A 24,642-nucleotide genomic window follows, 5' to 3' on the forward strand; every position below is an offset into this window, starting at 1 on the left:
GAAGAGCACGAAGAGGCAAGCGAAGCTGCGGGCGCAGCGTATAATATGATGCTTTATAGAGAGTTTGAGGATTAGCAATGGCAATTTGGAATCCATGGCATGGATGCCACAAGATTAGTCCCGGATGCGCAAATTGCTATGTTTACAGACGGGATGAGAGCATTGGCAAAGATGCCAGTATTGTAACCAAAACAGGAGATTATAATCTGCCTCTGAAAAAGAATAGGCAGGGTGAATATAAACTGACAAGAGCAGACGGCGTTGTTTTTGCTTGCATGACTTCAGATTTTTTCCTTGATGAAGCTGATGAATGGCGGCAGTCATGCTGGGATATGATCAGGGAGAGACAGGATTTGGATTTCCATATCATAACCAAGAGGATTGATCGCTTTGATGTATGTAAACCTGCTGATTGGGGCGATGGCTGGGACAACGTGACCATTTGCTCTACCTGTGAGAACCAGGATAGGGCAGAGTATCGTCTTCCGATTTTATTGGAACTTCCGATAAAGCACCGCGAGATGATCTCTGAGCCGATGCTTGAAGAGATAAATATTGAGAAGTACCTGGAAACGGGACTTATAGAGCATGTGACCTGCGGAGGTGAGTCTGGGTCAAAGGCAAGACCTTGTGATTTCAGATGGATACAGGAAGTCAGACGGCAGTGCATCAGGCAGGGCGTTCCTTTTACCTTTAAACAGACTGGTGCTGTTTTTATAAAAGATGGCAAGACCTACCATATAGACCGTAAGGACCAGATACCTCAGGCTCATAAATCTGGCTACAGCTATTATCCCGGAATGGGAACGGCTGATGCGATAGCTTATCATTTGCCGGACAGGAAGGATTTGTTTGAAGGACTTTCACGGTCAAAGTTTAGAAGTAGATTTCATCTGAGTGATAGCGACAGGGAATACATCAAGGAAAAAGGAATAGATACAATCAGAAGCCATGCTGCAGATTTTGTTCAAAAGCGCCTGGCACCAGAGAATCCTGAAAATGATGGTAAGCAGACACCGATGAAAGGACATCCGGTATTTCTGGCACAACATGCCTGTGCTTGCTGCTGCAGGGGATGCCTTGAAAAGTGGCATCATATTCCTGCAGGTAAAGTGCTAAACGATGAGGAGCAGGCTTACATTGTAGATGTACTGATGGAGTGGATTCAAAGCGGCATTTGATTAAGGAGTACTGATGAATATACAGATTTTTGGAACAAAGAAAAGCTCTGATACCAGGAAAGCTGAGCGCTTTTTTAAGGAACGCGGTATCAAGTTTCAGAGTATTGACATGAAAGAGAAGGGGCTTTCCAAAGGGGAGTTCCAGTCAGTGATGCAGGCTGTAGGTGGTCTTGATCAGATGATTGATACGGATTCAAAAGATAAAGACCTGCTGGCGTTGATTAAGTATATTGCTGATGAAGATAAAGCTGATAAGGTATTCGAGAATCAAAGCATTCTGAAACTCCCGATTGTCAGAAACGGAAAACAGGCAACGGTTGGCTATCAGCCGGATGTCTGGAAGAAATGGGAGTGATGGATGGAATCTTTAAGACAAGATGTCTTCGACTATGTGAAGAAGAAATATAAGAGTAAAATCGAATATCTCTGGAAACGGTATCCTGATTATGCTGTCTTCAGGCATGACGACAACCAAAAATGGTATGGGATTGTCATGAATGTAAGCAGGGATAAGTTAGGGCTTAGTGGCACGGATGTTGTCGATGTCTTGAATGTGAAGCTGGATGATCTGATGTATCGGGATATACTGCTACAGCAGGAAGGCATCTTGCCAGGATATCATATCAGTCGCGGAAATTGGATTTCTATCCTTCTTGATGGGACGGTGAGCTTTGAGCAGATATGCGATCTGATCGATACCGGTTATGAAGTGACGGCTTCAGCCAAGAAAAAACAGAAAATCCGTCCTGCAAAGGATTGGATTATTCCTGCGAATCCAAAGTATTACGATATCGAGCATGCTTTTGATGATACAGATCTGATTGAGTGGAAGCAGGGAAGTGGTATAAGAGCCGGAGATACAGTTTATATGTATGTGGCTGCACCGGTTTCAGCAATCCTTTATAAGTGTAAGGTTACTGAGACGGATATCCCTTATCAGTACCAGGATAACAATCTGACCATTAAGGCTTTGATGAAGATAAAGCTCCTGAAGAGATATAAGCCTGATAAGTTCACTTTTGATGTGCTAAAAGAAAAGTACGGAATCTATGCAATACGTGGGCCAAGGAGTGCACCAAACAGCTTGGCGGCAGCATTGAAATAATGTGATGATAAAAAGAGGAGCAATGACTATGAAAATACTTATGATCAATGGTAGTCCGCATCTTAACGGATGTATTGGTACAGCACTGGGTATGGTAGCGGAGGAACTGAATAAGCAGGGCATTGAGACAGAAACTATTCATGTCGGCAATAAGGATATCAGAGGCTGTATAGGCTGTGGAACCTGTGAATCAAAAGGTCAGTGTGTCTTTGATGATCTTGTTAATGAAACATTACCAAAGCTTGCGGAGTGTGATGGTATGGTAGTCGGATCACCGGTTTATTACGCGTCTGCAAATGGAACATTGGTATCATTCCTAGACAGGCTTTTTTATGCAAATCACGCAGACCTTACCATGAAGGTAGGTGCATCAGTTGTTTCTGCAAGACGTGGCGGAACTACAGCTACCTTTGATGAGCTTAACAAGTATTTTACTATCAGCTCCATGCCTGTTGTTTCAAGCCAGTACTGGAACATGGTGCATGGCAATTCCAAAGAGGATGTCCTTGCCGACGAGGAAGGCTGCCAGATAATGAGAACTTTGGGTAAGAACATGGCATTCATGATAAAGAGCATCGCCCTGGGAAAGGAAAAGTTCGGTCTTCCTGAGAAGGAAGAGCATGTCTGGACGAATTTCATACGATGAATTACAGACAGATAAGGCGTGAGGATGATGCTGCCATAGCTGGAATAATCCGTGATAATCTAAAGCAGTACAATTTGGATGTTCCGGGGACGGTTTATTTTGACAAGAACCTTGATCATATCAGTGACTTTTATCTTGCAGATTCTGAGAAGAGATATTACTTCATAGCCATAGAAGGTGAAAAGGTGTGCGGCGGTATAGGCCTTGCAGAGGTGGACTTTTTTGAAGATTGTGCAGAGCTTCAGAAATTGTATCTTTCAGATGAAGCTAAAGGACAAGGCTTTGGTTATGAACTGATAGCCATGATTGAGGACAAGGCGAGGCAGCTCGGATATAAGAGAATGTATCTTGAGACACATACGAATCTTGAAGCTGCAATACATATCTATGAAAAAGCTGGATACAGGCAGATCCCAAGACCTGAAGCAGTAGTGCACGGAGGCATGGACAGATTTTATATAAAAGATTTGTTATAGAGTTCTGCGGGAGGATGTGCTGATGAAGTTGTTTTTTAAAAAGAAATCAGAACAGACCAGTTATGATAAGGAAAATCAAATACCTGTACTTCACTGCAGCATCTGTAATGGAGAGCAAGTTGCAGGATTCAAGGATATTCATACCGGCAAGTTTGAAGAGGTATGCTTGATCAGGAATGACGCTGAGTTGCAGGCTTTTAAAGATAAATATGGGATTACGGAGATTACTAAGGAGTATTAGGGGGCTTATGTTTGAAATTGAAGTAAAGGTCGAACAGGAATCAGATTTATACAATCACTTTGATAGCAGGGAACTTATGCCAAGTGATGATCTGATTGCATATATAAGCAATCGACTGGAAGAGCGCCCATTAGGAGAAAAGATAGCGCTTTCTTTTACTGGAGCTGAAATCGACAAAGAAAAGTTCAAAAGAGCAATGGATGATTTTCGGAAAATACAGACTCGGAAGCTTGTAAAGGAAAGACAAAGGGCACTGGCAAACAGTATACGTTTGCTAATAACTGGAATTATATTTGTCATTGCCGGAATTACACTGGCAGGAGTTATGAATGAGGTCGTGGCTGCAGTAGTTTCCACGATTGGTTCATTTTCTATATGGGAAGCAGCTAACAAATGGCTCCAGGTATTGCCAGCACTTCGCATGAAATCTCATGTTTACGAAGTGCTTAGTGATTATACATTACATTGAGAGAATTTGAGTGGGTATTTACTATGGGACAGGCGATAGGCGAAACAATATTTGAAGTTCTATATTTGATATTTGCGGTAGTTACCGGGATTCAACTTATTTACGGAGGCAAGGAGAGCAGGTTGCCGGGATATGCAGCACTTATTCTTGGTTGCGGTGATGCCTTTCATCTTGTACCAAGGATGTATGCCCTTTGGACAGACGGAACGGCAAATCATCCGGTATCGCTGGGGATAGGGACACTGATCACAAGTATCACGATGACGGTTTTCTATGTGCTTCTCTATCTGTATCTGAAGAAGGTACCTTGTAGAGAGACGGGAAAGGCATTGGATATCTGTGTTTATATCCTTGCTGCTTTGAGGATTATCCTTTGTCTGTTTCCGCAGAATAGATGGACATCGCCGGATGCGCCTCTTTCGTGGGGAATCATCCGAAATGTGCCGTTCGTGATCCTTGGAATAGTTGTGATAGTCTATGCGTTCAAATGGTGTAGGAAGGATGCGTTAAAGCTCTTGTGGCTGGCAATCATCTTAAGCTTTACATTTTATATTCCCGTGGTGCTGTTTGCTGACAGTATACCGGCAATCGGAGCACTCATGCTGCCTAAGACTGTTATGTATATATGGATTATTATTATGCTCAGAAAAGAATGTAGAAAAAAGGTTACTGATGGTGTTATTCACCGTTGAAAAAACTCATAAGCAAAATGCAGAAAGGAAGGTATTATCTATGGCAAAGAAAAACTTAGGTTCACAGGGAATTGTTTTTCCGGGTGCAGTACTGCTCATCGGAACCTACGATGCGGATGGAAATCCGGATGTCATGAACGCTGCATGGGGTGGACAGTGCGGACCAAAGCACATCGCAATGAATCTCTCTCCCCACAAGACTACAGAGAACCTTGAGCTGAAGAAGGCTTTTACTATTGCATTCGGCACAAAGGAGACGCTTGTGGCATCTGACTATGTTGGCATGGTATCTGCAAAGAATGAGCCTGACAAGGTGAAGAAAGCAGGATTTACCGTAACAAAGGGAGAAAATGTCGATGCTCCTGTCATTAATGAGATGCCGCTTAGCCTTGAGTGCAAGGTTGTGAGCATGGGAAATGATCCTGCTACCAATGAGTGCAGAGTTGTTGGAGAAATCGTGAATGTCATTGCGGATGAGTCTGTGCTTACAGATGGAAAGGTAGACTTTGGTAAGGTATCTCCGATTCTCTTTGATGGAGTTTCAGCAGGTTATTGGAGCATCGGTGAAAGAGTTGGCAATGCATTCAGTGATGGCGCTGCATTAAAGTGAAGGAGGGACTTATCATGATCAATGTCATTATTACGAAGTTCAACGTAAACAGTGAGGCATTTGAGGCTTATTCAAATGTGAAAGCAGATCCGATGACAAACAGCCTCACAATCTCGCAGTCGGCACTCATTGAGAAAACAGGAACTCACATTGAGCTGAAGGAAAGATTTGACACTGGCGTAAATACCGGAAATGACGCTTTTGCAGGCGGACTGATTGGAAGTCTCTTTGGAATCCTTACAGGACCACTCGGAGTCCTTTTCTGGGGCGGCTTTGGCGCACTCGCTGGATCAGCAATTGATGCGGACGATGCAGTGACAGAGATGTCTCTTGGTGAAGAAGTCATTGGCAAGATGAGCGAAGACGGCATGTATCTTATGACTATTGCTGATGAGAATGATCAGACAATGTATGATTCAAAGATAGGAAAGTTTGACTGCGTGACAACACGTTTTGATGCTGCTGAAGTGCAGGCTGAGATTGACCATGCACGTGAGGTAGAAGCCAGTCTGAAGAAGCAGGCAAAGAAAGAACTGCGTGATAAGCAGAAAGCAGATTTCAAGGCAAAAGCAGAAGCCAAGAGAGCGGAGATAAAAGCTAAGTTCGATGCTTTTAAGGAGAAGAATAATCTCTAAGCATGAAGAACTAATAAAACCGGAAGGATATCTTATCGTATTTGATAAGTGATCCTTCCGGTTTTTGATTGATAAGTGCTGATAGGATTTAATTTACGGACTCATAAGCTGCCTGAAACCGCTGAATACAGTCACGCAGATTTCAGACATCTCTTCCTTGCTTTCCTGCATTCCGTCCTTGAACCATTTGAGGAGTACATCCTGGAATGCGGCTTCTGCAGCTACAAGATAGTATTTTTGCTCGGTGGTCTTTGCAGGATAGAACTTCTCCAGAAAAGATTTTCCCTCAAATAAGGTATCTACAGATATATTAGCCTTTAATAGAAGATCAATCATTTTCTTTTCTTTCTCAATCAGATCAAAGCATCCCAGAAACCATTTGTGCAGATCCTCTCCGGACATTACACTGTCAAATATTACCGAGACCCTTTCTATGAGATTTTCTTTTATATCAGAGAGGATTTCTTCTTTTGATGAATAATTTCTATAAAATGCAGTTCTTGAAACACCGGAGCGGCGCACAAGATCCGTGATTGTGATCTTGTCAAAGCTTTTTTCTCCCATCAGATAGATTAAGGCCATCTGAAAGCATTCTCGCGTCATCTTTTTTGATTCTTCATTATTTAGTCTGAGAATATCACGCTTGGCAAGCTCGGAAAGTTCATTGTTTTCCATACAAAAATCCCTCGTTTTATTTCGGTGTTACACATTTGCTGAAATTTGTACAGTCCGTTGTATATTTGTTGACGCTCAAATTATACGGCGTTACACTTGTAATGTCAACACATATATTTTGACTGTTCAGTTGTAGACATGAATTTTTGCGAGGAATGAGTATGGAAGGACTATCAAGGGATTTTTATGAACTTATGATGATTGCGGCAATAGCATCCTTTACAGGGTATGTTGTTGAGAATGTTTGGCTTTTATGTACCAAACACTATATTGATAACCGCAACATGTTCTTGCCATTTCTGATAGGATACGGGATGACGTTTCTTGCTTTTTACACATTATTTGGGACACCGTCTGATCCTCATTTTCTTATGTATCGCCTTAATCTGCAAAACTCAAGCTTTTGGTATACCGTGATAGCCTTCTTTGCAGTATGTATCGGAGAGATAGCTCTGGGCGAGTCATTCTATATAGTCATGGGCTTTGATTACTGGAATTATGAGTGGGTACCGATGCACATAACAAAGTATACGTCAGTTCCCACCAGTATCGGCTTTGCCGTTCTGATAACCTGGTTTATGGATACTGTCTATCCGGTGCTTGCCACTTACACTGCAGAGATGGATTATGAGATGCTTAAAAATGTCAGTATCATCCTGACGATTGCAATGATAGTAGATTATTTTATCTCTTTCTCACTCATGGCCAGGAAGAGAACATTCAATGTAGTCTGGCGTTTCAGCACGAAGGAAGGGCTGGCATTGTCAGAACATTTAGCATAAATAAGTAACATTGAAGGTAACTGTTAAGGACAGACCGAAGCACTTGCTGCTGAGGGCGTACCAAAGCAGTAACGGAGCCAGCATTTTTCGAACTCTAATGCGAAGCTTCGCAAAATGCGTATCTGTTCAGCGAAGCGTTCTGAACAGATGATATTGGAGGAAGAGATATGGGAGAATTATTTCAGACTTTTTCACACAAGGCACAAAGAGAAGCTATAGGGATGATGATTGATTCCGTTCTTAAAAAGACACCTGAAAAAAGGCGGGAATTCTATCTGAGAATTGCGGAAATGGCGAAGTTTTTCTTTGGCAGTGAATTTACCGATGAGCAATATGAAAATGTAAAAGCGGTGATCAAGGGAGATAAAAGCCGCTGGATGCAGTATATTGACCGCGTCATCACAGAGACCGATCCGCATATCGCAAAGACAACTCTTTTGAATCTGGGTTATGAAGCCTTTCTTCGTGGAACAAAAACAATCCGTAGTAATCGTGAAAAATACGGCTGCAATATTCCATGGCTTATCCTCTTTGATCCCACCAGTGCATGCAACATGCATTGTAAGGGATGCTGGTCAGGAACCTACGGACGTAAGTACACCCTCAGCTATGAGGAGATGGACAAGATCGTTACACAGGGAAAAGAGCTGGGGGTATATCTTTATATGATGACAGGTGGAGAACCACTTGTTCGGAAAGCTGATGTCTTGAAACTTGCAAAAGAGCACAGGGATGTACAGTTTGCCCTCTATACTAACTCAACTCTTATTGATGAGGAGCTTTGCGAAGAGGTTCAAAAAGTCGGAAATATCATGTTCTTACTCTCTATTGAAGGGACACCCGAGACTAATGACAGCCGTCGCGGGGAAGGCCACTATGCTGCTGTTCTTAAGGCTATGGATCTACTCCGTGAGCATGGTATCTTATTCGGAACATCCATCTGCTATACAAGAGAGAATGTAGAGGCAGTGACAAGTGATGAGTTTTACAGCCTGCTGATGGAAAAGGGAGCAAGGTTTGGATTCTATTTCCACTATATGCCTGTTGGCAACTCAGCAGTTCCTGAGTTGATGCCGACTGTAGAACAGAGACAGTACATGATAGACAGAATCAGATATATACGAAGTGAGGAGAGCGGCATAGAATTCTTCCCTATGGACTTCCAGAATGATGGCAAATATGTTGGAGGATGCATAGCAGGAGGAAGGAATTACTTCCATATCAATTCTGCCGGGGATGCAGAACCTTGTGTCTTTATCCATTATTCAAATGCAAATATCAAGGACAGCTCTATTCTGGAGATTCTTCAGAGCCCGCTGTTCATGGCATACCACAAAGGCCAGCCTTTCAACAAAGATCATTTGAGACCATGTCCTATGCTGGAAAACCCTGACTGCCTGAGAGAAATGGTAAAGGAGAGCAAAGCCGTAAGTACAGACCTTGAATCTCCGGAAGAGGTGGAGCATCTCTGCGGGAAGTGTGATGATTACGCTGAAAGCTGGGGAAACTATCTTGAGGAAGAAAGAACTCCGGCCAGAGTCTCATAAGGATCAGGATCGGGTGGCTGAAAGTCATAACGCAATATTACCGGTATTCAGGATACATTTGAATACCGGTGTTTTTATAAATAGCTCACTTACTGTATCTTTTGATATACTTGAAAGAAAAGATATGCCTTTTCAGTCGGTGAAAAGCTGAGAGAGGCTGTCAGAAGGAGAAACCGCTCTGAGTGAAAGCTTTATGAAGGGGAAGAGCAATATGAGTAATATCATTGATTATGTTAAGGAATATGGCAAATATGACTTTGGTAAGAAGCATTTTTCAGAGACAGATGCCCTACTGTTAAGTCAGGTGGCATACATCAAATTCAAGGGATTTGTTCCGGGATCTGATGATGAAGCAGGCTCAGTAACATTGTCTGATCTTGATATTGATAATAATCTGCCTAAACTGCTGGATGAATACTGGTACAAGAAACAAAATGAAGAACTTTTAAGGGTAATGCTTTCTTCTGTCAGATTCCATGACATGAGGATCAATTATCATACCGATGTCTTGGATGAAAGCAACGAGGAACAGTTCTCTGCAACGACATTTATTTTGAATGAAGGAACTGTATATGTAGCATTCAGAGGGACTGATGCCTCGCTTGTCGGATGGAAGGAGGATTTTAATCTTGCTTATTCACATCCTATCGCCGCACAGAAATCTTCCGTTGCGTATCTGGAAAAAATAGCCGCATGCACAAAAGCGGATCTGTATGTAGGCGGACATTCAAAAGGCGGTAATCTGGCTGTTTATTCTGCCATGTATTGCAGTGATGATGTCAGAAACAGAATAAAGAAAGTATACAGCTTTGATGGACCGGGTTTCAGACCGGAGATCAAGAAGGAAAGCCATTATGCAGAAATCTCATCCAGGGTTTCAAAATATATTCCTGCTTCATCAATAGTTGGTATCATCATGGAGGACGAGAACAGCTATAATGTGGTCGATGCATCAGGAATGGGCACATTCCAGCATAATACCTACAATTGGAAGATAAATGGCGACAGGATTGCACGGAAAAAGGGAAGAAAAGCCCATTATCTCCTGATGGATGATGCACTTAATACATGGATATTAGGGCTTACGCAGGATGAACTTCATGCTTTTACCGATACGCTGTACGATGTCGTGAATGCATCAGGAGCATCGAGTCTGTATGATCTTAGAGATGACTGGACAGCAGATATGAAAAAGATTGCTCAGGCAGTAAATAATCTTGATGATGACACAAAGAAAAATATATATAAGATCGTTAGACTGCTGTTTGATACGGTTCATAACCAGATGAAAGATAAAGCCATAGCAAGCTATTTATCCGGAGTCGATGAAGTCAGGAATTATTTTACTTTGAAATCCTGATAAAGCGTCAATGCATACCATACATCATGACAGTTCATATATTTACAGCAAAGGAGTATAGATTATTATGAATGAGGTATTTCCGACTGTTCCTGAGATGATCAAAAAGGCATCTAAGGTGTGGAATCCAATTCTCAGTGCCAAGGATGAAAAGAGAGCTGAGAAGTTTCTGTCTTTTTTGCATGATCAGACAGCTCCTTTTGAGGAGATGAGAACCTACTATGAGTGTGCAATACTTGAAGTGACAACAAAATTCAGAGTTCTGGATAAGCAGCTGTCACTGAAATATGATGAAAATCCGATTGAGGAGATTAAGTCAAGGGTAAAGGATAATGAAAGCCTTGCCAGGAAAGTTATTCGAAAAGGGATTCCATGGGATCCTGCGGAGATAGAAAAGAATATAGATGACATTGCAGGAGTCCGTATAATATGCTCTTTTCAGGAAGATATCTACAGGCTCGAAGAGAGTTTTCTTAAACAGGATGATGTTACATTGATAGAGAGGAAGGACTATATAAAGGAGCCGAAAGAGTCAGGCTATCGGAGCCTTCATCTGATCGTATCTGTTCCGATATTTCTGGAAAACGAAAAGAGAGATGTTAAGGTTGAGGTACAGTTCAGGACACTTGCCATGGATTTCTGGGCTTCGCTTGAGCATAAACTTCGTTACAAGAAGAATCTTTCGGAAGAGGAACTTGAAGTCTTGTCAAATGAACTGGATGAATGCGCTGAGCAGTCTCATGCGCTGGATCTCAGGATGGAAAGAGTCAGGAAGTCGATCCGAAACGGAATAGTTGATATAAAATAAAGGAGCTTTCTAAAATGAGAAATAAGAAAGGACTGATGGTTGCGGGAGCACTTCTCGGATCATCAGCTGCATTATATTACAATTATAAGAAAAAACAGGAGCTTGAATATTCAAGACTTAGTGAAATAAAGGAATCCACTGCCAGCGATATGATTACTCCGGGGTGCCTTGTCCTTGAGGGAGGATCATTGAGGGGTCTGTATACAGCCGGAGTGTTGGATTGTCTGATTGATAATGATCTGAATTTTCAGACTACGATCGGGATTTCTGCAGGAGCCATGATGGGAGCGAATTATCATGCAGGTCATAGAGGCAGAGCAGGAAGATTTAATCTGGAATATCGTAATAATATTCATTATGTTGGCTTAGGCGCTGAGATAGAAAACCAAAGTCCTTTTAATTTTGATTTTGCCTTTGATGATAAGAATTTCAATCATCCTTTTGATAAGGACAGACTTTACAGCGAGAAAAGGAACTTTTATGCAGGTGCTACCGATGTTGAAACCGGCGAAGCGGTCTATTTTAATGCCAGAGAATGTGATGATATTTTTTCTGCCATAAGGGCATCGGCATCGCTTCCTGTAGCATCCAAAATTGTTGAAGTAGACGGGCATAAGTGCCTGGACGGAGGATGTGCAGATCCGATACCTGTCAAATGGGCAATAGATAAGGGCTTTGATAAAATAATAGTAGTGAGAACCAGAGAAAGGACTTTCCGCAAGGATGTTGATGATCAAAGGGAGAGCATTGTCGTAGAACAAAGATACAAAAAATATCCGGAATATGTCGAGAAGATGAAGAAACAGCACAGTCATTATAATGAACAGTGCGATCTTGTAGATAAGCTTGAGAATGAAGGAAGAGTATTTGTTTTGGCTCCGCAGGAACCTGTGAATGTAGGACGGTTGGAGGGAGATCTTGAAAAACTGGGAGATCTTTACTTTGAAGGCTATGACGAAACGAATGCTTTAATAGGGAAGCTGAAAGAGTATCTGGCAATTTAGGCTTGCATATTGGGCAATGCTGATTGTCGGAGCATCATGCCTGATAAGCCTTCTTGTGACTGTAATTGGTCTCAGGATCAGCAACAAGACGAACCATCCGGCAGAGGCAGCTCCCTCTGGTACTCTGAATACAGATGTACATAATCAGCCTGATCAGGGAGGGGAAAAGAATTGATACGGATAATTTCCGACAGTACCTGTGATTTGTCGAAAGAATTAAAGGATCGCTTTAATATCAGCATACTGCCATTGCATGTAATTGCGGACAAGGATCATCTGGATGGCATAGACATCAGCCCTGATGAACTATATAAGTGGGCTGATGCCAATCATACTACACCAAAGACTGCTGCACCTGCTGTTTATGATGCTACCGAAATGTTTAAACGTATCATAGATGCCGGAGATGAGATCATAGCTTTTTCGATATCATCATCCATGTCGTCTTCTTATAACAACATGCGGCTGGCAGCGTCAGAACTTGGTGCAGAGGACAAAATTTCAGTCATTGACTCTGCAAACCTTTCTACAGGAGTAGGACTTCTGGTACTGCATGCTGCAAAGCTTGCATCTGAGGGGATTTCAAGAGATCAGATAGTAGAAAAGATAAATGATATGATACCATATGTAAGGGCAAGCTTTGTGGTGGATACACTGACCTATCTGTACAGAGGCGGAAGATGCTCCGGAGTGGCAGCACTTGCCGGAGGTATGTTGAAGCTGCATCCATGTATCAAGGTGAGTAATGGGGCGATGCAAGTCGGTAAAAAGTACCGTGGCAAATATCAAAAAATCGTTCTAAACTATGTCAAAGACCTTGAACCAGCTCTTTTAAATGCCAGGGATGACTTTGTATTTATCACGCATTCCGGAATAAGTGAAGAGGTGATATTTGATGTGAAAACATATCTGCAGGAGCTTGGTGTTTTCAAAGAGATATTCATAACAAGGGCGGGGAGTGTAATTTCAAGCCATTGTGGATATGGAACACTTGGTGTTCTGTTTATTGAGAAAAAACGGTGAGCATTGATTTAATGATGGAATGAAACTGAAATAATTAAGACCGCCTGAAGGAAATGTTGATTTCTTTTGGGCGGTTTTATAGTGCAGAAATAATGGCGGCATCACGCATTGAGGAATATAATAAAAAGTAATTTGAACCATACAAAAATGAGAGGGAGGGACTTATCATGACTTACGAAGAAGTAGTAGCAGAAGCAAAGAAAATCGTTGCAAAGGGTGATGCCAGCGAGTTCAAGGAGCATCTTGCAATCCAGTACAACGTGACTGGTGAAGGCGAAGGTGCTTTCTACATGGAACTGAAGGACGGACAGATATTTGTTGAGCCCTATGATTACAACGACAGAGACATTCTGGTAACAGCAGATGCGCAGACTATTCTGGATATGATGTCCGGAAAGCTGGATGTTGTTCATGCATATCTGACACACAAGATATCAGCAGAAGGTGATCTTGGTAAGGCTGACCTTCTTAAGAAGCTTATAGCCAGTGGAAAGAAGGCTGAGAAGGCTGCAGTTAAGAGCGCAAAGAAAACAGAGAAGACAGCTGCGAAGACTGTAAAGAAAGCAACTAAGTCTACAAAGGCAGGAAAGAAATGAGTGAAATAGACGCAATTAAGAAAAGACACTCCGTCAGGAATTATGAGGACGTTAAGATAGAGCAGTCCAAAGTGGATAAGCTGAATGCTCTTATTGCGGAGTGCAATAAGGAAGGCAATCTCCATATCCAGTTCCTGGAGGATGCAGGTAAGACGTTTAATAAGCTGCTGAATAAGTTCATGGGACTGGGTAGCGCACCCAGCGTTATTGCCTGTATCGGACCGGATGATGATACGCTTGATGAGCGTATCGGTTATTACGGTGAGAGGATTGTTTTGACTGCGCAAGAGTTGGGACTTAATACCTGCTGGGCTGGTACTTACAACTCATCCAATGTGAAAGCAGAGATATCTGACGGTGAGAGACTTGCAATAGTGATTGCTATCGGCTACGGACAAGACGGTGGCAAGCCTCATAAGTCAAAGTCCATGGAAGATGTAATATCAGTCAAGGGGGACAGACCATACTGGTTCAACAGCGGTGTTGAAATGGCACTTCTTGCACCTACAGCCATCAACCAGCAGAAGTTCGAGATCAGACTGAATGAGGACAACAGTGTAGAGTTTGTAGATAAAGGCGGTATCCTCAGTAAGATTGACCTTGGCATTGTGAAGTATCACTTTGAAGTCGGTAAGAAATATGCAATGGAAAATCACTGATAGCGTAATCGGTATGGGAGGATGTTTTGCAGAAGATCCGGTGCGTGGTTGAAAGAATTACATATCAGAACCCGGAAAACGGATACTCTGTACTTAAGTGCCGGGTCAAGAATTATGATGACCTTGTTCCTGTGATAGGGAATCTGATAGATGCAAATGTTGGTTCAGTCCTCTTGTGTGAAGGGGACTGGAAAGTAGATTCTAAATATGGCAGGCAGTTCGTAGCACAGAACTGGGAAGAAACGCTCCCTGCAACTGTCTATGGAATGGAGAAGTATCTTGGCTCAGGACTGATCAAAGGCGTTGGTCCGAAATTTGCCAAGAAAATTGTTCAGAAATATGGCGTTGATACATTTTCAGTCATAGAGGATAACGTTGAAGTTCTGATAGAAATAGAGGGCATCGGCAGGAAAAGAGTCCAGATGATAGCCGAGTCCTGGGAGAGACAAAAAGAGGTCAAGAACATCATGCTCTTTTTGCAGGAGCATCAGGTAACGACCTCTTTTGCAGCCAAGATATACAAGCAGTACGGAAATGACAGTATCTCTGTCATGAAGGAAAATCCATACAGGCTGGCGGACGATATCTGGGGCATAGGCTTTAAGACTGCTGACCAGATTGCAACGAAGCTCGGCTTCGGAAAAGAGTCTTATGTCAGACTCAGAAGCGGTCTGATGTACACGCTTTCTGAGCTGTCAAACGAAGGTCATGTCTATGCTGAAAAGGAGCAGCTCATAGATACTGCGGCAAAACTCCTTGAAGCATCACCTGAGACAGTGACCATGACAATGGATGATATGCTTCAGAAAGAGGAACTGATTTTAGAAAAAAGCATCGTTAAAACAGATGAAGATGGAAACACTGTAAAGGCGATTTATCTTCCACCTTTTTATTATGCAGAAGTGGGAGTGGCAGGGAAGCTAAAGAAGCTCGCTGCATCGCCTGCCGGGGACAGGCTTTATACAAAGCTCATGGAAGCAAGAAAGAGTACCGGCAATCAGGAGTTGTCTGTAGATATAAATGCTATCCAGGCGAAGACCGGTATGGAATACGATGACATACAGGCAGATGCTATAAGACAGGCAGCAACTGCAAAGGTCATGGTTTTGACAGGAGGTCCTGGAACAGGAAAGACTATCACAACTCATGGCATCATATCAGCATACAAGGCTTATGGTCTGAAGATACTGCTTGCAGCACCAACAGGCAGGGCAGCCAAACGTATGACTGAAGCAACAGGTCTTGAAGCAAAGACAATCCATCGTCTGCTGGAATGCAAGCCGCCGGAAGGATATAAAAAGAACGAAGAGAATCCGCTTGAAGGCGATGTGCTCATAGTTGATGAGTGCTCCATGATAGACATCGTTCTGATGAATTCTCTTCTTAAAGCTATTCCGCAGACCATGCGGCTTATTCTGGTAGGAGATATAGATCAGCTGCCGTCAGTAGGCGCAGGTAATGTACTTCGCGACATTATAGATTCCGGCGCATTTCCTGTTGTAAGGCTTACCAGGATATTCAGACAGGCTCAGACCAGTCGAATTATCATGAATGCTCACAGAATCAACGAGGGCAAGATGCCTGATTTCAGCAATGGCAGGAACAAAGACTTCTTTTTTATGGAAAATGAAGATGCAGAAGCAGTAGTTCCGCAGATAGTGTCACTGGTACAGGAGAAGCTACCAAGCTATTATCATGTTGAGCCGACACAGATACAGGTGCTGACACCTATGCAGAGAGGCGTAGTCGGTGCGACCAATCTGAACCTGTCCTTGCAGGAAGCATTCAATCCACCGGAGCATGATATCTTCATGAGAGGACGAGGAAAAGTGACCATGCCGAAAGAGTGCTTGCGGCGAAGTGGTTATGCCTTCCGTGAAGCTGATAAGGTCATGCAGATCAAGAACAATTATGACAAGGAAGTCTTTAACGGTGATATCGGTATTATAGAATCCGTCAACGAGACTGACAGGATTCTTAAGGTGAACTTTGACGGGCGCAGCATAGAGTATGATGTGACTGAACTTGATGAGCTGGTACATGCTTATGCCACAACTATTCATAAAGCACAGGGTTCGGAGTATCCTATCGTAGTCATGCCGATCCTCATGAATCATTATGTCATGCTTCAGAGGAATTTGATATACACAGGCATTACCAGAGCCAAGAAAGTGCTTGTAATTGTTGGCACGAAGAAAGCACTGAGTTATGCAGTTCACAACCTGACAGTCACGAACAGGAACACGCTCCTGAAGGAACGGTTGATGGGATAGGATTGAGAGTGAAAGAGTGAAAGCGGAGGGATTATGTTTACATATGAGCACAAGGTTCAATACTATGAAACAGACCAGATGGGCATTGTACACCATTCAAACTATATTCGATGGTTTGAATCAGCCAGAATAGAATTCCTTAATGCTCTGGGCATCAGTTATGCGGCTATGGAGGAACATGGAATCATATCTCCGGTTCTTCATGTAGAGTGCGATTATAAAGATATGGTCAGATTTGGTGATACGGTAGTGATTACCGCTGATATAGTCAAATATAATGGTGTGAAGTTAGACTTGACCTATACGGTAACAGATAAATCAACCGGAAAGCTTAGAACAACGGGACTAAGCAAGCATTGCTTTTTGCATAAAGATGGTAAGCCTATGTCATTGAAAAGAGAACTCCCGGAACTGGATCAGTTGTTAATGATTGATATGGAGCAGGTTTGATTAGTACGATCTGCTTTGAGAAATCAAAAGTTATCTTTGTAACTTACCCCAGAAATTCTCATGGCCTGATAAAGAGACTGTTCTATTAATGTAATACTTGAAATTACATCAATCAGGTGCTATATTTGGTGTAATGACGGAGGTAACATTAAAATGCAGATTTCAAGTAGATTTACAATGGGAGTTCATATCCTGACATGTATAGAGGTATTTAAAGACGATCACCAGCTGAACAGTGAGTTTATTGCTTCAAGCGTAGGAGCCAATCCAGTCATTATCCGTAAGATATTTGGGCAGATGAAGACTGCAGGGCTTATCTCGGTAAAGCGTGGAGGAAACGGAGGAGTTGAGCTGGCAAGACCGGTTGATGAAATATCTCTTTATGATATTTACAGTGCGGTAGAGAGCGTGGAAGATGAAGGACTCTTTCATTTTCATGAAAACCCTAACGCCAACTGTGAGGTTGGAAGGAACATGCATAAGTCCATGGACAAGCGGCTGAATCAGATACAAGCTGCTATGGAAAACGAGATGAAGGGCATGAAGCTTTCTGATGTAATCGAAGATACAAAAAAAGAAATATTGCTGGAAAGTAAATAATACAAAACGCCAGGAAGCGGTGAAATTGCCGTGGAATGGCGTTTTTTAATGCTTTGAAAAAATGAAAAAAGTTTTGATGTAACTATTGACACTACAATTAAAAGGTGATATATTTACACCATCAGATGTAACTAATGCGATTACATCAAATAAACGAAGAACATTTTCAGGAGGTAATTATCATGAGCAACATTCAGAAGGCATTGGAACTTATAAACATATTCGCATCAGGAGATGCAGATAAGGCTAAGGAGCTTTTGGCTGAAGGATACATCCAGCACAACCTGGCTTATGGCACTGGCCGTGATGCATTTCTTGGAAGTATTCAGTATCTTGCAAGCGCACCGGTTAAGACGACTGTAGAAAATATCCGTGCCTACGAGGATGGCGATAAGGTCTATCTCCAGAGTGTATATAACTTTGCAGGAGCAGGAGAACAGGTTGGTTTTGATATATTCAGATTTGATGCTGATGGAAAGATCTGTGAGCACTGGGATAACCTGGCAGCTAAGGCTGAGCCTAATCCTTCAGGACACACTCAGATTGATAACGTAGCACCTGTAAAGGATTTAGATAAAACAGAAGCAAACCGTGAGACTGTAAAGGGATTCTTGAATGATGTAATGATGGGCAAGGCTCCTGAAAAGACAGCTGACTACTTCAATAACGGAAAGTATATCCAGCATAATACCGGCATTGCTGATGGCCTTGAAGGACTTGGTGCTGCACTTGCAGCTTTGGCTGAGCAGGGTGTACAGATGATTTATTCTACTGTTCATCAGGTGCTTGCACAGGGCGATATGGTTCTTGCAGTATCAGAAGGAACTTTCGGCGGTGCACCTACAGCTTACTATGATCTCTGGAGAGTAGAGAACGGCAAGATCGCAGAGCATTGGGATATCGTAGAGACTATTCCTGAGAAGGATACCTGGCAGAATCAGAACGGTAAATTCTAAATACGTGTCTATATAGCCGGGAGGAAGTCTTTTGCTACTGAAGGATGGACTTCCGGCATTTTTGAAAAAATGTCTTGGGAAGTATAACATCAAAATCGAGAGGGGTTTTGGATGAATCAGGACGAAAGAAGAGACTATCTGATAAACAGACTGAAAACAGAGAGTCAGGAATATAAGAAAATACAGATCCCCGGATTGGCAACTGAAAAAAGGCAGTTGCTTCGTGCCCTGATGAATGTCCGTATGCCTGGTGAAATTGATCAGGATTTTTTGGATGTTCAAGATGCATATCTTAAAAATGCGCGGGATGAAAAGGGTGTCGTAACTGTAGATGATATATCTTTTAATCAGGAAGGCATAGGAATCTGGAAAGGCGATATCACGCGTCTTCAGGTGGATGCTATCGTGAATGCAGCCAACAGTGGAATGACAGGATGCTATGTGGCTAATCATACCTGCATAGATAACTGCATTCATACTTATGCCGGAGTGCAGTTGCGTTATGAGTGTGCTCGTATCATGCAAAAGCAGGGGTATGAAGAGCCAACCGGTCAAGCTAAGATAACACCGGGATACAATCTCCCTGCAAAATATGTGTTGCATACTGTTGGACCGATTGTTCAGGAATCACTTACGGAAGAGCATGAGAGACTTCTTGCCTCATGCTACAGATCCTGTCTGGAGCTTGCAGATGAAAAAGGATTGGAGAGCGTGGCATTTTGCTGTATCTCTACCGGTGTATTTATGTTCCCCAACGAGAGAGCTGCTGAGATTGCAGTAAAGACAGTAAGAGATTTTATGAAGAAAGATACTTCAGTAAGCCTGCCCCGCATTTCTGATGCGGGGAGCCCCGCGGCTTTGAGCGAATCAAAGGAACGCAGAAGCGTTCCTTCCGTAAGGAAGGTGATTTTCAATGTTTTCAAAGATTATGACGAGGAAATCTACCGAGAGCTACTCGGATAATATAAGTAAGCTTAAAGATGCAATAACATCCAGTGATGCCATAATCATAGGCGCAGGAGCAGGTCTGTCTACAGCTGCCGGATATACTTATTCCGGCGAACGTTTTAAGAAATACTTTGGAGACTTTGCAGAGCGTTTTGGCATCAGGGATATCTATTCCGGTGGGTTTTATCCATTTCCATCAGCTGAAATCAAGTGGGCTTGGTGGAGTAGACATGTATGGGTAAACCGCTATGCTCCGGCACCAAAGCCTGTTTATGAAGAGCTTTTTGAACTGGTGAAGGATAAAGACTACTATGTGATCTCAACAAATGTTGACAGCGCATTTATAAATGCTGGATTTGATGTGTCACGTCTGTTCTACACTCAGGGTGATTATGGCCTTTTCCAGTGTACAAAACCATGCCACTATGAGACCTATGATAATAAAGAAGTCATCCGAAAAATGATCGAAGATCAGGGATTCATCATAGAAGATGATGGTAATCTCACGATACCGCCGGAAGGTGTTCGTATGGAAGTAAGCACAGATTTGATTCCTTACTGTCCGAAGTGTGGCAGCCCTATGGATATCAACCTGCGCTGCGATGATACCTTTGTAGAGGATGAGCACTGGCATGTCGCAGCTGGCAGTTATGGAAATTTCCTGGCAAGGCACGGTATCAAGGCAATGGGATTTTTTACAGAAGATACGACAGAGAAAGTGGATAAGGGTTATGATGGCAAAGTGCTTCTCATGGAATTTGGTATTGGCATGAACACGCCTGGCATCATCAAGTATCCATTCTGGCAGTATACTTCACAAAATAAGAATGTCACCTATTCATGCATCAATATGGGAGAGGCTTATGCTCCTTCGGATATAGAAGATAGATCAATTTGTGTGGATGGGGATATTGCTGAGATTATAAAAGAGCTATAAATAGTTATCATGGCACATCAACTTCCAATTTCCATTAGAATCATTATTTCACCAGAGGATGCATTACAGCATCCTCTTTTCTTCCTTTTGAACAGCTATATCTTGCAGGTGTTCCGTTGCCATTTTTTGAAGCTTTTGAAGTGTGACTTCTTTATCTCCTGCCTGGTGATATTGCTGTAGCATAGAGTCTCGCTGATTATGCATATTTTGCAGCTGAGTATCCAGCTCGTTAAGGTTAGTATATTGTGGATTGATTCCCAGCCTCTGCAGCATATTTCTGGCACCGGTGTACAGGGTGAGCTCAGTATCATATTTGGTCTGGATAAGACGCTTGTTCTTATTCCTGCGCAGCTTGTCATGATAGGGCTTGTTATCATAATACTGGTTCAGATATTTTATGGTCTGACTGAGCTCTTTTATCTCATGCTCCAGTGCGGCAATATCTTCCTGCAGAGTGACCTTATCTTTATGGATGCGTTTGACATCGGCAGCCAGATCATCAAGTGATGCATAGCCATGTTCCTGAAGGATACGGTAGGACTGGAATTCTGATTTCAGGTTCTGCTTATCTGCCCAGCGTTTCAGACCTGGCTTATCAGCAAATCGTTCCTGACTTGTATCAATGAACTGGGCAGGTTCTTCTATTGTTTTCTTAATACGGTCAGTCCGTTTCTGAGCCTTCAGTTCTATCTGTTCAGCTATACGTTTTTGTATCCGTTCTCTTGTAAAATCTTTACCAAGTGAACGTTCAGATCCGCGTACCCATCTTTCCATACCGTCCTTTCTGAAGGCGATGTATTTCAGGTCATATTCGCCCTTGGTCTCATAACCCATTTCGTGGACTTTTGAAAGAAACTGGGTATAGGTTAGAGATGTTCGGATTGCCTCATTGATATCTATGCGCATCTGCTGTTTCCAGGAGGTTCCCCTGCCAGCTTCGTTATGTTCTTTCCAGGTTTCTTTTGCCCTGTCGGGATTCTTGATAGTTGACAGTCCATGAGCTTCGCATATTCTGTCATTTACAGTGCGGATTTTTTTGTAGCTTTCCTTATTATCCAGATATTTCTTATGGGTAAAATTGTCCACCGAACAGAACACTATGTGATTATGGACATGTCCTTTGTCTGTATGTGTAGCAATGACATAGGAAAAACGATTTTGAAGTATTTGATCTGCAAGTTCTATTCCTATGTCATGAGCTTGCCCTGGGGTGACTTCTCCCGGGGCAAAAGACTGTATCAGATGGAAAGCTTTATTTGCTGATTCATGCTGAGTAGCTTTTCGAAATGTCGAGTCAAAGTCAAATGCTGCTGTTTCAACAGAACAGGCATAAGCTGATACTAGAATTCCCTCTTCGGTTTTAGCCGGATTTGTAATGTATTTTATAGATCTTCCAGGGGCTGTTTTGATAGGATGAATTTTTGTGATTGCCATATAGTCTCCATGTCATTTTGAATTTCTTTTATATCATCTGCATACACCGATCCGGAGGAGTTAAGTCTCTTTGCAATCTGATTGATGTTCTGGCTGATACGACCAAGAATGGTGTTGTATTCTTTTAGGTATGAGTAGTCAACTTCATATGATAATCCGTGAACAATCAGGTCGCGTAGAAAAGCGGAACGAGATGATTTTCCGGATATTTTTGCTTTCTTATTTAGTACTTCCAGCTCTTTATCAGTCAGGAATAGCAGAACCTCATTTTTTCTGAATCTGTTTGTCATTTTTCTGGATATCTCCTTTGTATAAAAAATATAATTTTGATAGTTCATCCGCATATAAAAAGGGGTTTCAGGGGCTTTCCCCTGACGAGCATTTTGACGTAATCCGGTTCCTATGGATGCAGTCAAAAAACCGATTCTGTATATACAGAATCAGTGCTCGCTAAGCACTTGAACGAGCGTACCACAGCGAGTGGGACAGCCCGCGGCTGTCCGAAATCAGGGCGGCTTAGGCCGCCTGTTTTGATTCCATAATCCCCGTATCCGGGGAAATATCTTTTGTATTCACGACTGCATTATACAGAAAAGAGGATTTTTCTCCAAAGGATTTTAAGAAAAGAGCTACCATATGGTATCGCTTTACATATAAAGCGTGACCATATTGTTGAAGCCACTCATGGTACCGCCTTCATAACATGAAGGTACAAATGTTTTTTCGCTAAAAGGAGGACTACTATGAGTGAAAAAGAATCCAAGTTAGGACAAAAAGTCAGGCAGGAAGATTCCACAGATCATCCGAGAGCGATGGCATTTTCTGCCGATGAAGTGAACGGTTTTATGATACGCATGGATGAAGAACGCGGAAGCATGAATAAGAGAGCTTTTGCCAGATTGATAGGTTATTCGGAAGGTTATCTCAGAATGATCAGAAGAATGGAGAGACCGATGACGATTCAATTGGTCTTTAATATGGCAAAGCATGGGATTGATGTCAGATATATTCTTGGTAACATACGTCCCAATAATTATGTCCCGGACAGGTTTGATCAACTTATGTCGGAAATGCGTAATACATGTAATGAAGATGAGATGAATCACATTTACGATATGGTTTCTAAGGAACTTGAATTTTACAGGAAAATCAGAAGTAACAGAAGCAGAGCAAGCGTGTTTAGGGAATCAAGGGAATAATATCTTTTCAGAAAGGGGAATCTTGTATTGGGAGATAATGTGATGATAGAGGACGGCTTATTCGAAAAAGAGGTTTCCGAAGCCGTCATGGAATATGTACAACTTAGAACCGAAAAAGCTGAAAATCTTACTTGTGCGAGAGTTATGATGAAACGCGCAGGTATCATGTTTGATGCAGAAATGATTGTGCTCCTTGATGCTGATCTTAAAATGAAAAAATGGACACCTTCGTATTGGTTCAACTTGCTGACGGATATGTGGATGGGACCTAATCTTTTTAAGGAGATGGAGCAAACAGATGATTTTCTGAAATGGGTAAGGGCGCTTATTGATAAGAACGAGATATGCATCATTAAAGGCGAAGACATGGAAGCCCACCTTGATATTGAAAAAGAACAGTATCGTCGGCTTAAAGTAGAGTCAGTAATCGGGATACCTTTTGTAAAGCATCTGACAGGCTTTCTTGTAATCAAGAATCCTAAGCGCTTTATACGTAATACAGCTTTCGCATATGTTTTGGCTGATTGGATAGAAACGTTCATATACGAGTACCGCAAGGAAATGGAGCAGGATCCGAATGATGATCCGGATGAAGTAATGGAGAACCCTGTTCCGTCTGTTGACGAAATCAATGTGAAACTGTTTGGGGATATGACTATCAAATATGGTAATGAAAAGGTAATACCTGCATCACGTCTTACTGCGAGAAAAAAGCATATTGGGGCGATACTCGCAGCACTCTTTTTTGCTCCGGACAGAAGACTTAGTCAGCAGGAACTGATGAAGGTCTTATATGAGAATCCGCAGGATAATGATTTTTAAGAATGTGCAGTCTGCTGTTTACAGATTCAGAAAGTATCAGAGGCTTCTTCTTGGAGATAAAGAATTATTAGATACTACTGATGATGGCTATAAAATCAGTGATACTGAGAATATTCACCTTGATGTAGAGGACTTTGAACAGCTGCATGACAGATTGATCTGCACTGCAGATAGTGATGAGCAGATCAATGATCTCTCGGAATCTTGAGTGGTCATGCCAGCTAAATTCTGGCAATTGAACTTTGACAAGTGAATATTACCCAAGATGAAAAAAAGATGCAAAACAGGGCATGAATAATAGACATAACACTGTTGCTATGCCTGAGAATGCTGTATGATATTTACGAGATCATGCTACATTACAAACCAACTTTCTCAGGGCGGATTCGTAAGGCAGATCCCATGCATCCAAATGTTGTAACATGAGGATGTGATAGAGGCGGCAGTACCACATCTTTGTTGAGCGGTGCCTGCCGCTTTCTAGCTTGAAGTCTATTTTCTCACGCTTGTTTGA

The 24,642-nt window shown here is 42.3% G+C and carries 30 protein-coding genes and 1 pseudogene; 28 read left to right on the forward strand and 3 right to left on the reverse strand.

The window, feature by feature from the left end; translation table 11 throughout:
- Positions 1 to 77: 77 nt before the first annotated feature.
- The 11 genes and pseudogenes from BLR42_RS24085 to BLR42_RS12295 all read left to right on the forward strand — a co-directional run.
- Positions 78 to 791: pseudogene (locus BLR42_RS24085) on the forward strand (DUF5131 family protein); the annotation flags it as partial.
- A 9-nt stretch (positions 792 to 800) separates the two neighbouring features.
- The gene (locus BLR42_RS24090; protein WP_170832753.1) at positions 801 to 1,181 is read left to right on the forward strand and encodes a DUF4186 domain-containing protein; all 381 of its coding nucleotides are present in this window, start codon (positions 801 to 803) and stop codon (positions 1,179 to 1,181) included.
- A gap of 13 nt (positions 1,182 to 1,194) precedes the next feature.
- Entirely contained in the window at positions 1,195 to 1,536 is a 342-nt protein-coding gene (locus BLR42_RS12255; RefSeq protein ID WP_091869462.1) for an arsenate reductase family protein, read from the forward strand.
- Between the two features lie 3 nt (positions 1,537 to 1,539).
- Complete coding sequence (locus tag BLR42_RS12260) at positions 1,540 to 2,286, forward strand: MmcQ/YjbR family DNA-binding protein (protein ID WP_091869465.1); 747 nt, start codon at positions 1,540 to 1,542, stop codon at positions 2,284 to 2,286.
- Between the two features lie 28 nt (positions 2,287 to 2,314).
- The gene (locus tag BLR42_RS12265; protein ID WP_091869468.1) at positions 2,315 to 2,932 is read left to right on the forward strand and encodes a flavodoxin family protein; all 618 of its coding nucleotides are present in this window, start codon (positions 2,315 to 2,317) and stop codon (positions 2,930 to 2,932) included.
- The gene (locus BLR42_RS12270) at positions 2,929 to 3,408 is read left to right on the forward strand and encodes a GNAT family N-acetyltransferase (protein ID WP_091869471.1); all 480 of its coding nucleotides are present in this window, start codon (positions 2,929 to 2,931) and stop codon (positions 3,406 to 3,408) included. The genes BLR42_RS12265 and BLR42_RS12270 overlap by 4 nt, the downstream gene beginning before the upstream one ends.
- A gap of 22 nt (positions 3,409 to 3,430) precedes the next feature.
- A complete protein-coding gene (locus tag BLR42_RS12275; protein WP_091869474.1) occupies positions 3,431 to 3,649 on the forward strand; it encodes an aspartate dehydrogenase in 219 nt (72 codons plus the stop codon).
- Between the two features lie 7 nt (positions 3,650 to 3,656).
- Complete coding sequence (locus BLR42_RS12280; protein ID WP_091869479.1) at positions 3,657 to 4,118, forward strand: hypothetical protein; 462 nt, start codon at positions 3,657 to 3,659, stop codon at positions 4,116 to 4,118.
- A gap of 23 nt (positions 4,119 to 4,141) precedes the next feature.
- The gene (locus BLR42_RS12285; protein WP_091869482.1) at positions 4,142 to 4,810 is read left to right on the forward strand and encodes a hypothetical protein; all 669 of its coding nucleotides are present in this window, start codon (positions 4,142 to 4,144) and stop codon (positions 4,808 to 4,810) included.
- A gap of 40 nt (positions 4,811 to 4,850) precedes the next feature.
- Entirely contained in the window at positions 4,851 to 5,420 is a 570-nt protein-coding gene (locus tag BLR42_RS12290; protein ID WP_091869486.1) for a flavin reductase family protein, read from the forward strand.
- 14 nt (positions 5,421 to 5,434) lie between these two features.
- A complete protein-coding gene (locus tag BLR42_RS12295) occupies positions 5,435 to 6,055 on the forward strand; it encodes a cell envelope integrity TolA family protein (RefSeq protein WP_091869488.1) in 621 nt (206 codons plus the stop codon).
- A gap of 93 nt (positions 6,056 to 6,148) precedes the next feature.
- Here the strand turns inward: BLR42_RS12295 and BLR42_RS12300 are convergent, their stop codons facing one another.
- A complete protein-coding gene (locus tag BLR42_RS12300) occupies positions 6,149 to 6,730 on the reverse strand; it encodes a TetR/AcrR family transcriptional regulator (protein WP_091869490.1) in 582 nt (193 codons plus the stop codon).
- A gap of 161 nt (positions 6,731 to 6,891) precedes the next feature.
- Here BLR42_RS12300 and BLR42_RS12305 point away from each other — a divergent pair, with 161 nt between their 5' ends.
- From BLR42_RS12305 to BLR42_RS12370, 14 genes are all read left to right on the forward strand, one after another.
- Positions 6,892 to 7,512 (forward strand): putative ABC transporter permease, encoded by a 621-nt coding sequence (locus BLR42_RS12305; RefSeq protein ID WP_170832750.1) that lies wholly within the window; start codon positions 6,892 to 6,894, stop codon positions 7,510 to 7,512.
- A gap of 167 nt (positions 7,513 to 7,679) precedes the next feature.
- A complete protein-coding gene (locus tag BLR42_RS12310) occupies positions 7,680 to 9,059 on the forward strand; it encodes a radical SAM/SPASM domain-containing protein (RefSeq protein ID WP_091869496.1) in 1,380 nt (459 codons plus the stop codon).
- 211 nt (positions 9,060 to 9,270) lie between these two features.
- Positions 9,271 to 10,419 carry an Mbeg1-like protein gene (locus tag BLR42_RS12315; protein WP_170832751.1) on the forward strand — a complete coding sequence of 383 codons (1,149 nt, stop codon included), beginning with the start codon at positions 9,271 to 9,273 and terminating at the stop codon, positions 10,417 to 10,419.
- 97 nt (positions 10,420 to 10,516) lie between these two features.
- Positions 10,517 to 11,227, forward strand: coding sequence for a GTP pyrophosphokinase (locus BLR42_RS12320; RefSeq protein WP_091869549.1), 711 nt, complete (start codon positions 10,517 to 10,519; stop codon positions 11,225 to 11,227).
- A 14-nt stretch (positions 11,228 to 11,241) separates the two neighbouring features.
- Positions 11,242 to 12,231, forward strand: a complete 990-nt coding sequence (locus BLR42_RS12325; RefSeq protein WP_091869501.1) for a patatin-like phospholipase family protein — start codon at positions 11,242 to 11,244, stop codon at positions 12,229 to 12,231.
- A gap of 171 nt (positions 12,232 to 12,402) precedes the next feature.
- The gene (locus BLR42_RS12330) at positions 12,403 to 13,254 is read left to right on the forward strand and encodes a DegV family protein (protein ID WP_091869503.1); all 852 of its coding nucleotides are present in this window, start codon (positions 12,403 to 12,405) and stop codon (positions 13,252 to 13,254) included.
- Between the two features lie 167 nt (positions 13,255 to 13,421).
- Entirely contained in the window at positions 13,422 to 13,850 is a 429-nt protein-coding gene (locus BLR42_RS12335) for an SCP2 sterol-binding domain-containing protein (protein ID WP_091869506.1), read from the forward strand.
- Positions 13,847 to 14,509: a nitroreductase family protein gene (locus BLR42_RS12340; RefSeq protein WP_091869508.1), complete on the forward strand. Its 663-nt coding sequence runs from the start codon at positions 13,847 to 13,849 to the stop codon at positions 14,507 to 14,509. Before BLR42_RS12335 ends, BLR42_RS12340 begins: the two co-directional genes overlap by 4 nt.
- Positions 14,510 to 14,535: 26 nt before the next feature.
- Positions 14,536 to 16,782 carry an SF1B family DNA helicase RecD2 gene (locus BLR42_RS12345; protein ID WP_091869511.1) on the forward strand — a complete coding sequence of 749 codons (2,247 nt, stop codon included), beginning with the start codon at positions 14,536 to 14,538 and terminating at the stop codon, positions 16,780 to 16,782.
- A gap of 33 nt (positions 16,783 to 16,815) precedes the next feature.
- Positions 16,816 to 17,232 carry an acyl-CoA thioesterase gene (locus tag BLR42_RS12350; protein ID WP_091869513.1) on the forward strand — a complete coding sequence of 139 codons (417 nt, stop codon included), beginning with the start codon at positions 16,816 to 16,818 and terminating at the stop codon, positions 17,230 to 17,232.
- 153 nt (positions 17,233 to 17,385) lie between these two features.
- Complete coding sequence (locus tag BLR42_RS12355) at positions 17,386 to 17,832, forward strand: Rrf2 family transcriptional regulator (RefSeq protein WP_091869515.1); 447 nt, start codon at positions 17,386 to 17,388, stop codon at positions 17,830 to 17,832.
- A 182-nt stretch (positions 17,833 to 18,014) separates the two neighbouring features.
- Positions 18,015 to 18,788 carry a nuclear transport factor 2 family protein gene (locus BLR42_RS12360; protein ID WP_091869518.1) on the forward strand — a complete coding sequence of 258 codons (774 nt, stop codon included), beginning with the start codon at positions 18,015 to 18,017 and terminating at the stop codon, positions 18,786 to 18,788.
- 111 nt (positions 18,789 to 18,899) lie between these two features.
- The gene (locus BLR42_RS12365) at positions 18,900 to 19,751 is read left to right on the forward strand and encodes a protein-ADP-ribose hydrolase (RefSeq protein WP_091869521.1); all 852 of its coding nucleotides are present in this window, start codon (positions 18,900 to 18,902) and stop codon (positions 19,749 to 19,751) included.
- Positions 19,702 to 20,673, forward strand: a complete 972-nt coding sequence (locus BLR42_RS12370; RefSeq protein ID WP_091869525.1) for an SIR2 family NAD-dependent protein deacylase — start codon at positions 19,702 to 19,704, stop codon at positions 20,671 to 20,673. Before BLR42_RS12365 ends, BLR42_RS12370 begins: the two co-directional genes overlap by 50 nt.
- A gap of 63 nt (positions 20,674 to 20,736) precedes the next feature.
- On the opposite strand, the gene BLR42_RS12375 is transcribed toward BLR42_RS12370, so the two are convergent.
- Together BLR42_RS12375 and mobC are read right to left on the reverse strand one after the other, a co-directional pair.
- Positions 20,737 to 22,107: a relaxase/mobilization nuclease domain-containing protein gene (locus BLR42_RS12375; RefSeq protein WP_091869528.1), complete on the reverse strand. Its 1,371-nt coding sequence runs from the start codon at positions 22,105 to 22,107 to the stop codon at positions 20,737 to 20,739.
- Positions 22,056 to 22,397: a plasmid mobilization protein gene (mobC, locus tag BLR42_RS12380; RefSeq protein WP_091869552.1), complete on the reverse strand. Its 342-nt coding sequence runs from the start codon at positions 22,395 to 22,397 to the stop codon at positions 22,056 to 22,058. Before mobC ends, BLR42_RS12375 begins: the two co-directional genes overlap by 52 nt.
- A 453-nt stretch (positions 22,398 to 22,850) precedes the next feature.
- Here mobC and BLR42_RS12385 point away from each other — a divergent pair, with 453 nt between their 5' ends.
- From BLR42_RS12385 to BLR42_RS12395, 3 genes are read left to right on the forward strand one after another with little or no spacing between them, the layout of a single operon-like run.
- Positions 22,851 to 23,306 (forward strand): hypothetical protein, encoded by a 456-nt coding sequence (locus tag BLR42_RS12385; protein WP_091869531.1) that lies wholly within the window; start codon positions 22,851 to 22,853, stop codon positions 23,304 to 23,306.
- A 27-nt stretch (positions 23,307 to 23,333) separates the two neighbouring features.
- Complete coding sequence (locus tag BLR42_RS12390; RefSeq protein WP_139165153.1) at positions 23,334 to 24,128, forward strand: hypothetical protein; 795 nt, start codon at positions 23,334 to 23,336, stop codon at positions 24,126 to 24,128.
- On the forward strand, positions 24,118 to 24,336 hold the full coding sequence (locus BLR42_RS12395; RefSeq protein WP_091869537.1) for a hypothetical protein: 219 nt from the start codon (positions 24,118 to 24,120) through the stop codon (positions 24,334 to 24,336). The genes BLR42_RS12390 and BLR42_RS12395 overlap by 11 nt, the downstream gene beginning before the upstream one ends.
- Positions 24,337 to 24,642 lie beyond the last annotated feature (306 nt).

This window comes from Butyrivibrio sp. INlla16 (genome assembly GCF_900104155.1).
In the GTDB taxonomy this organism is placed as follows: domain Bacteria; phylum Bacillota; class Clostridia; order Lachnospirales; family Lachnospiraceae; genus Butyrivibrio.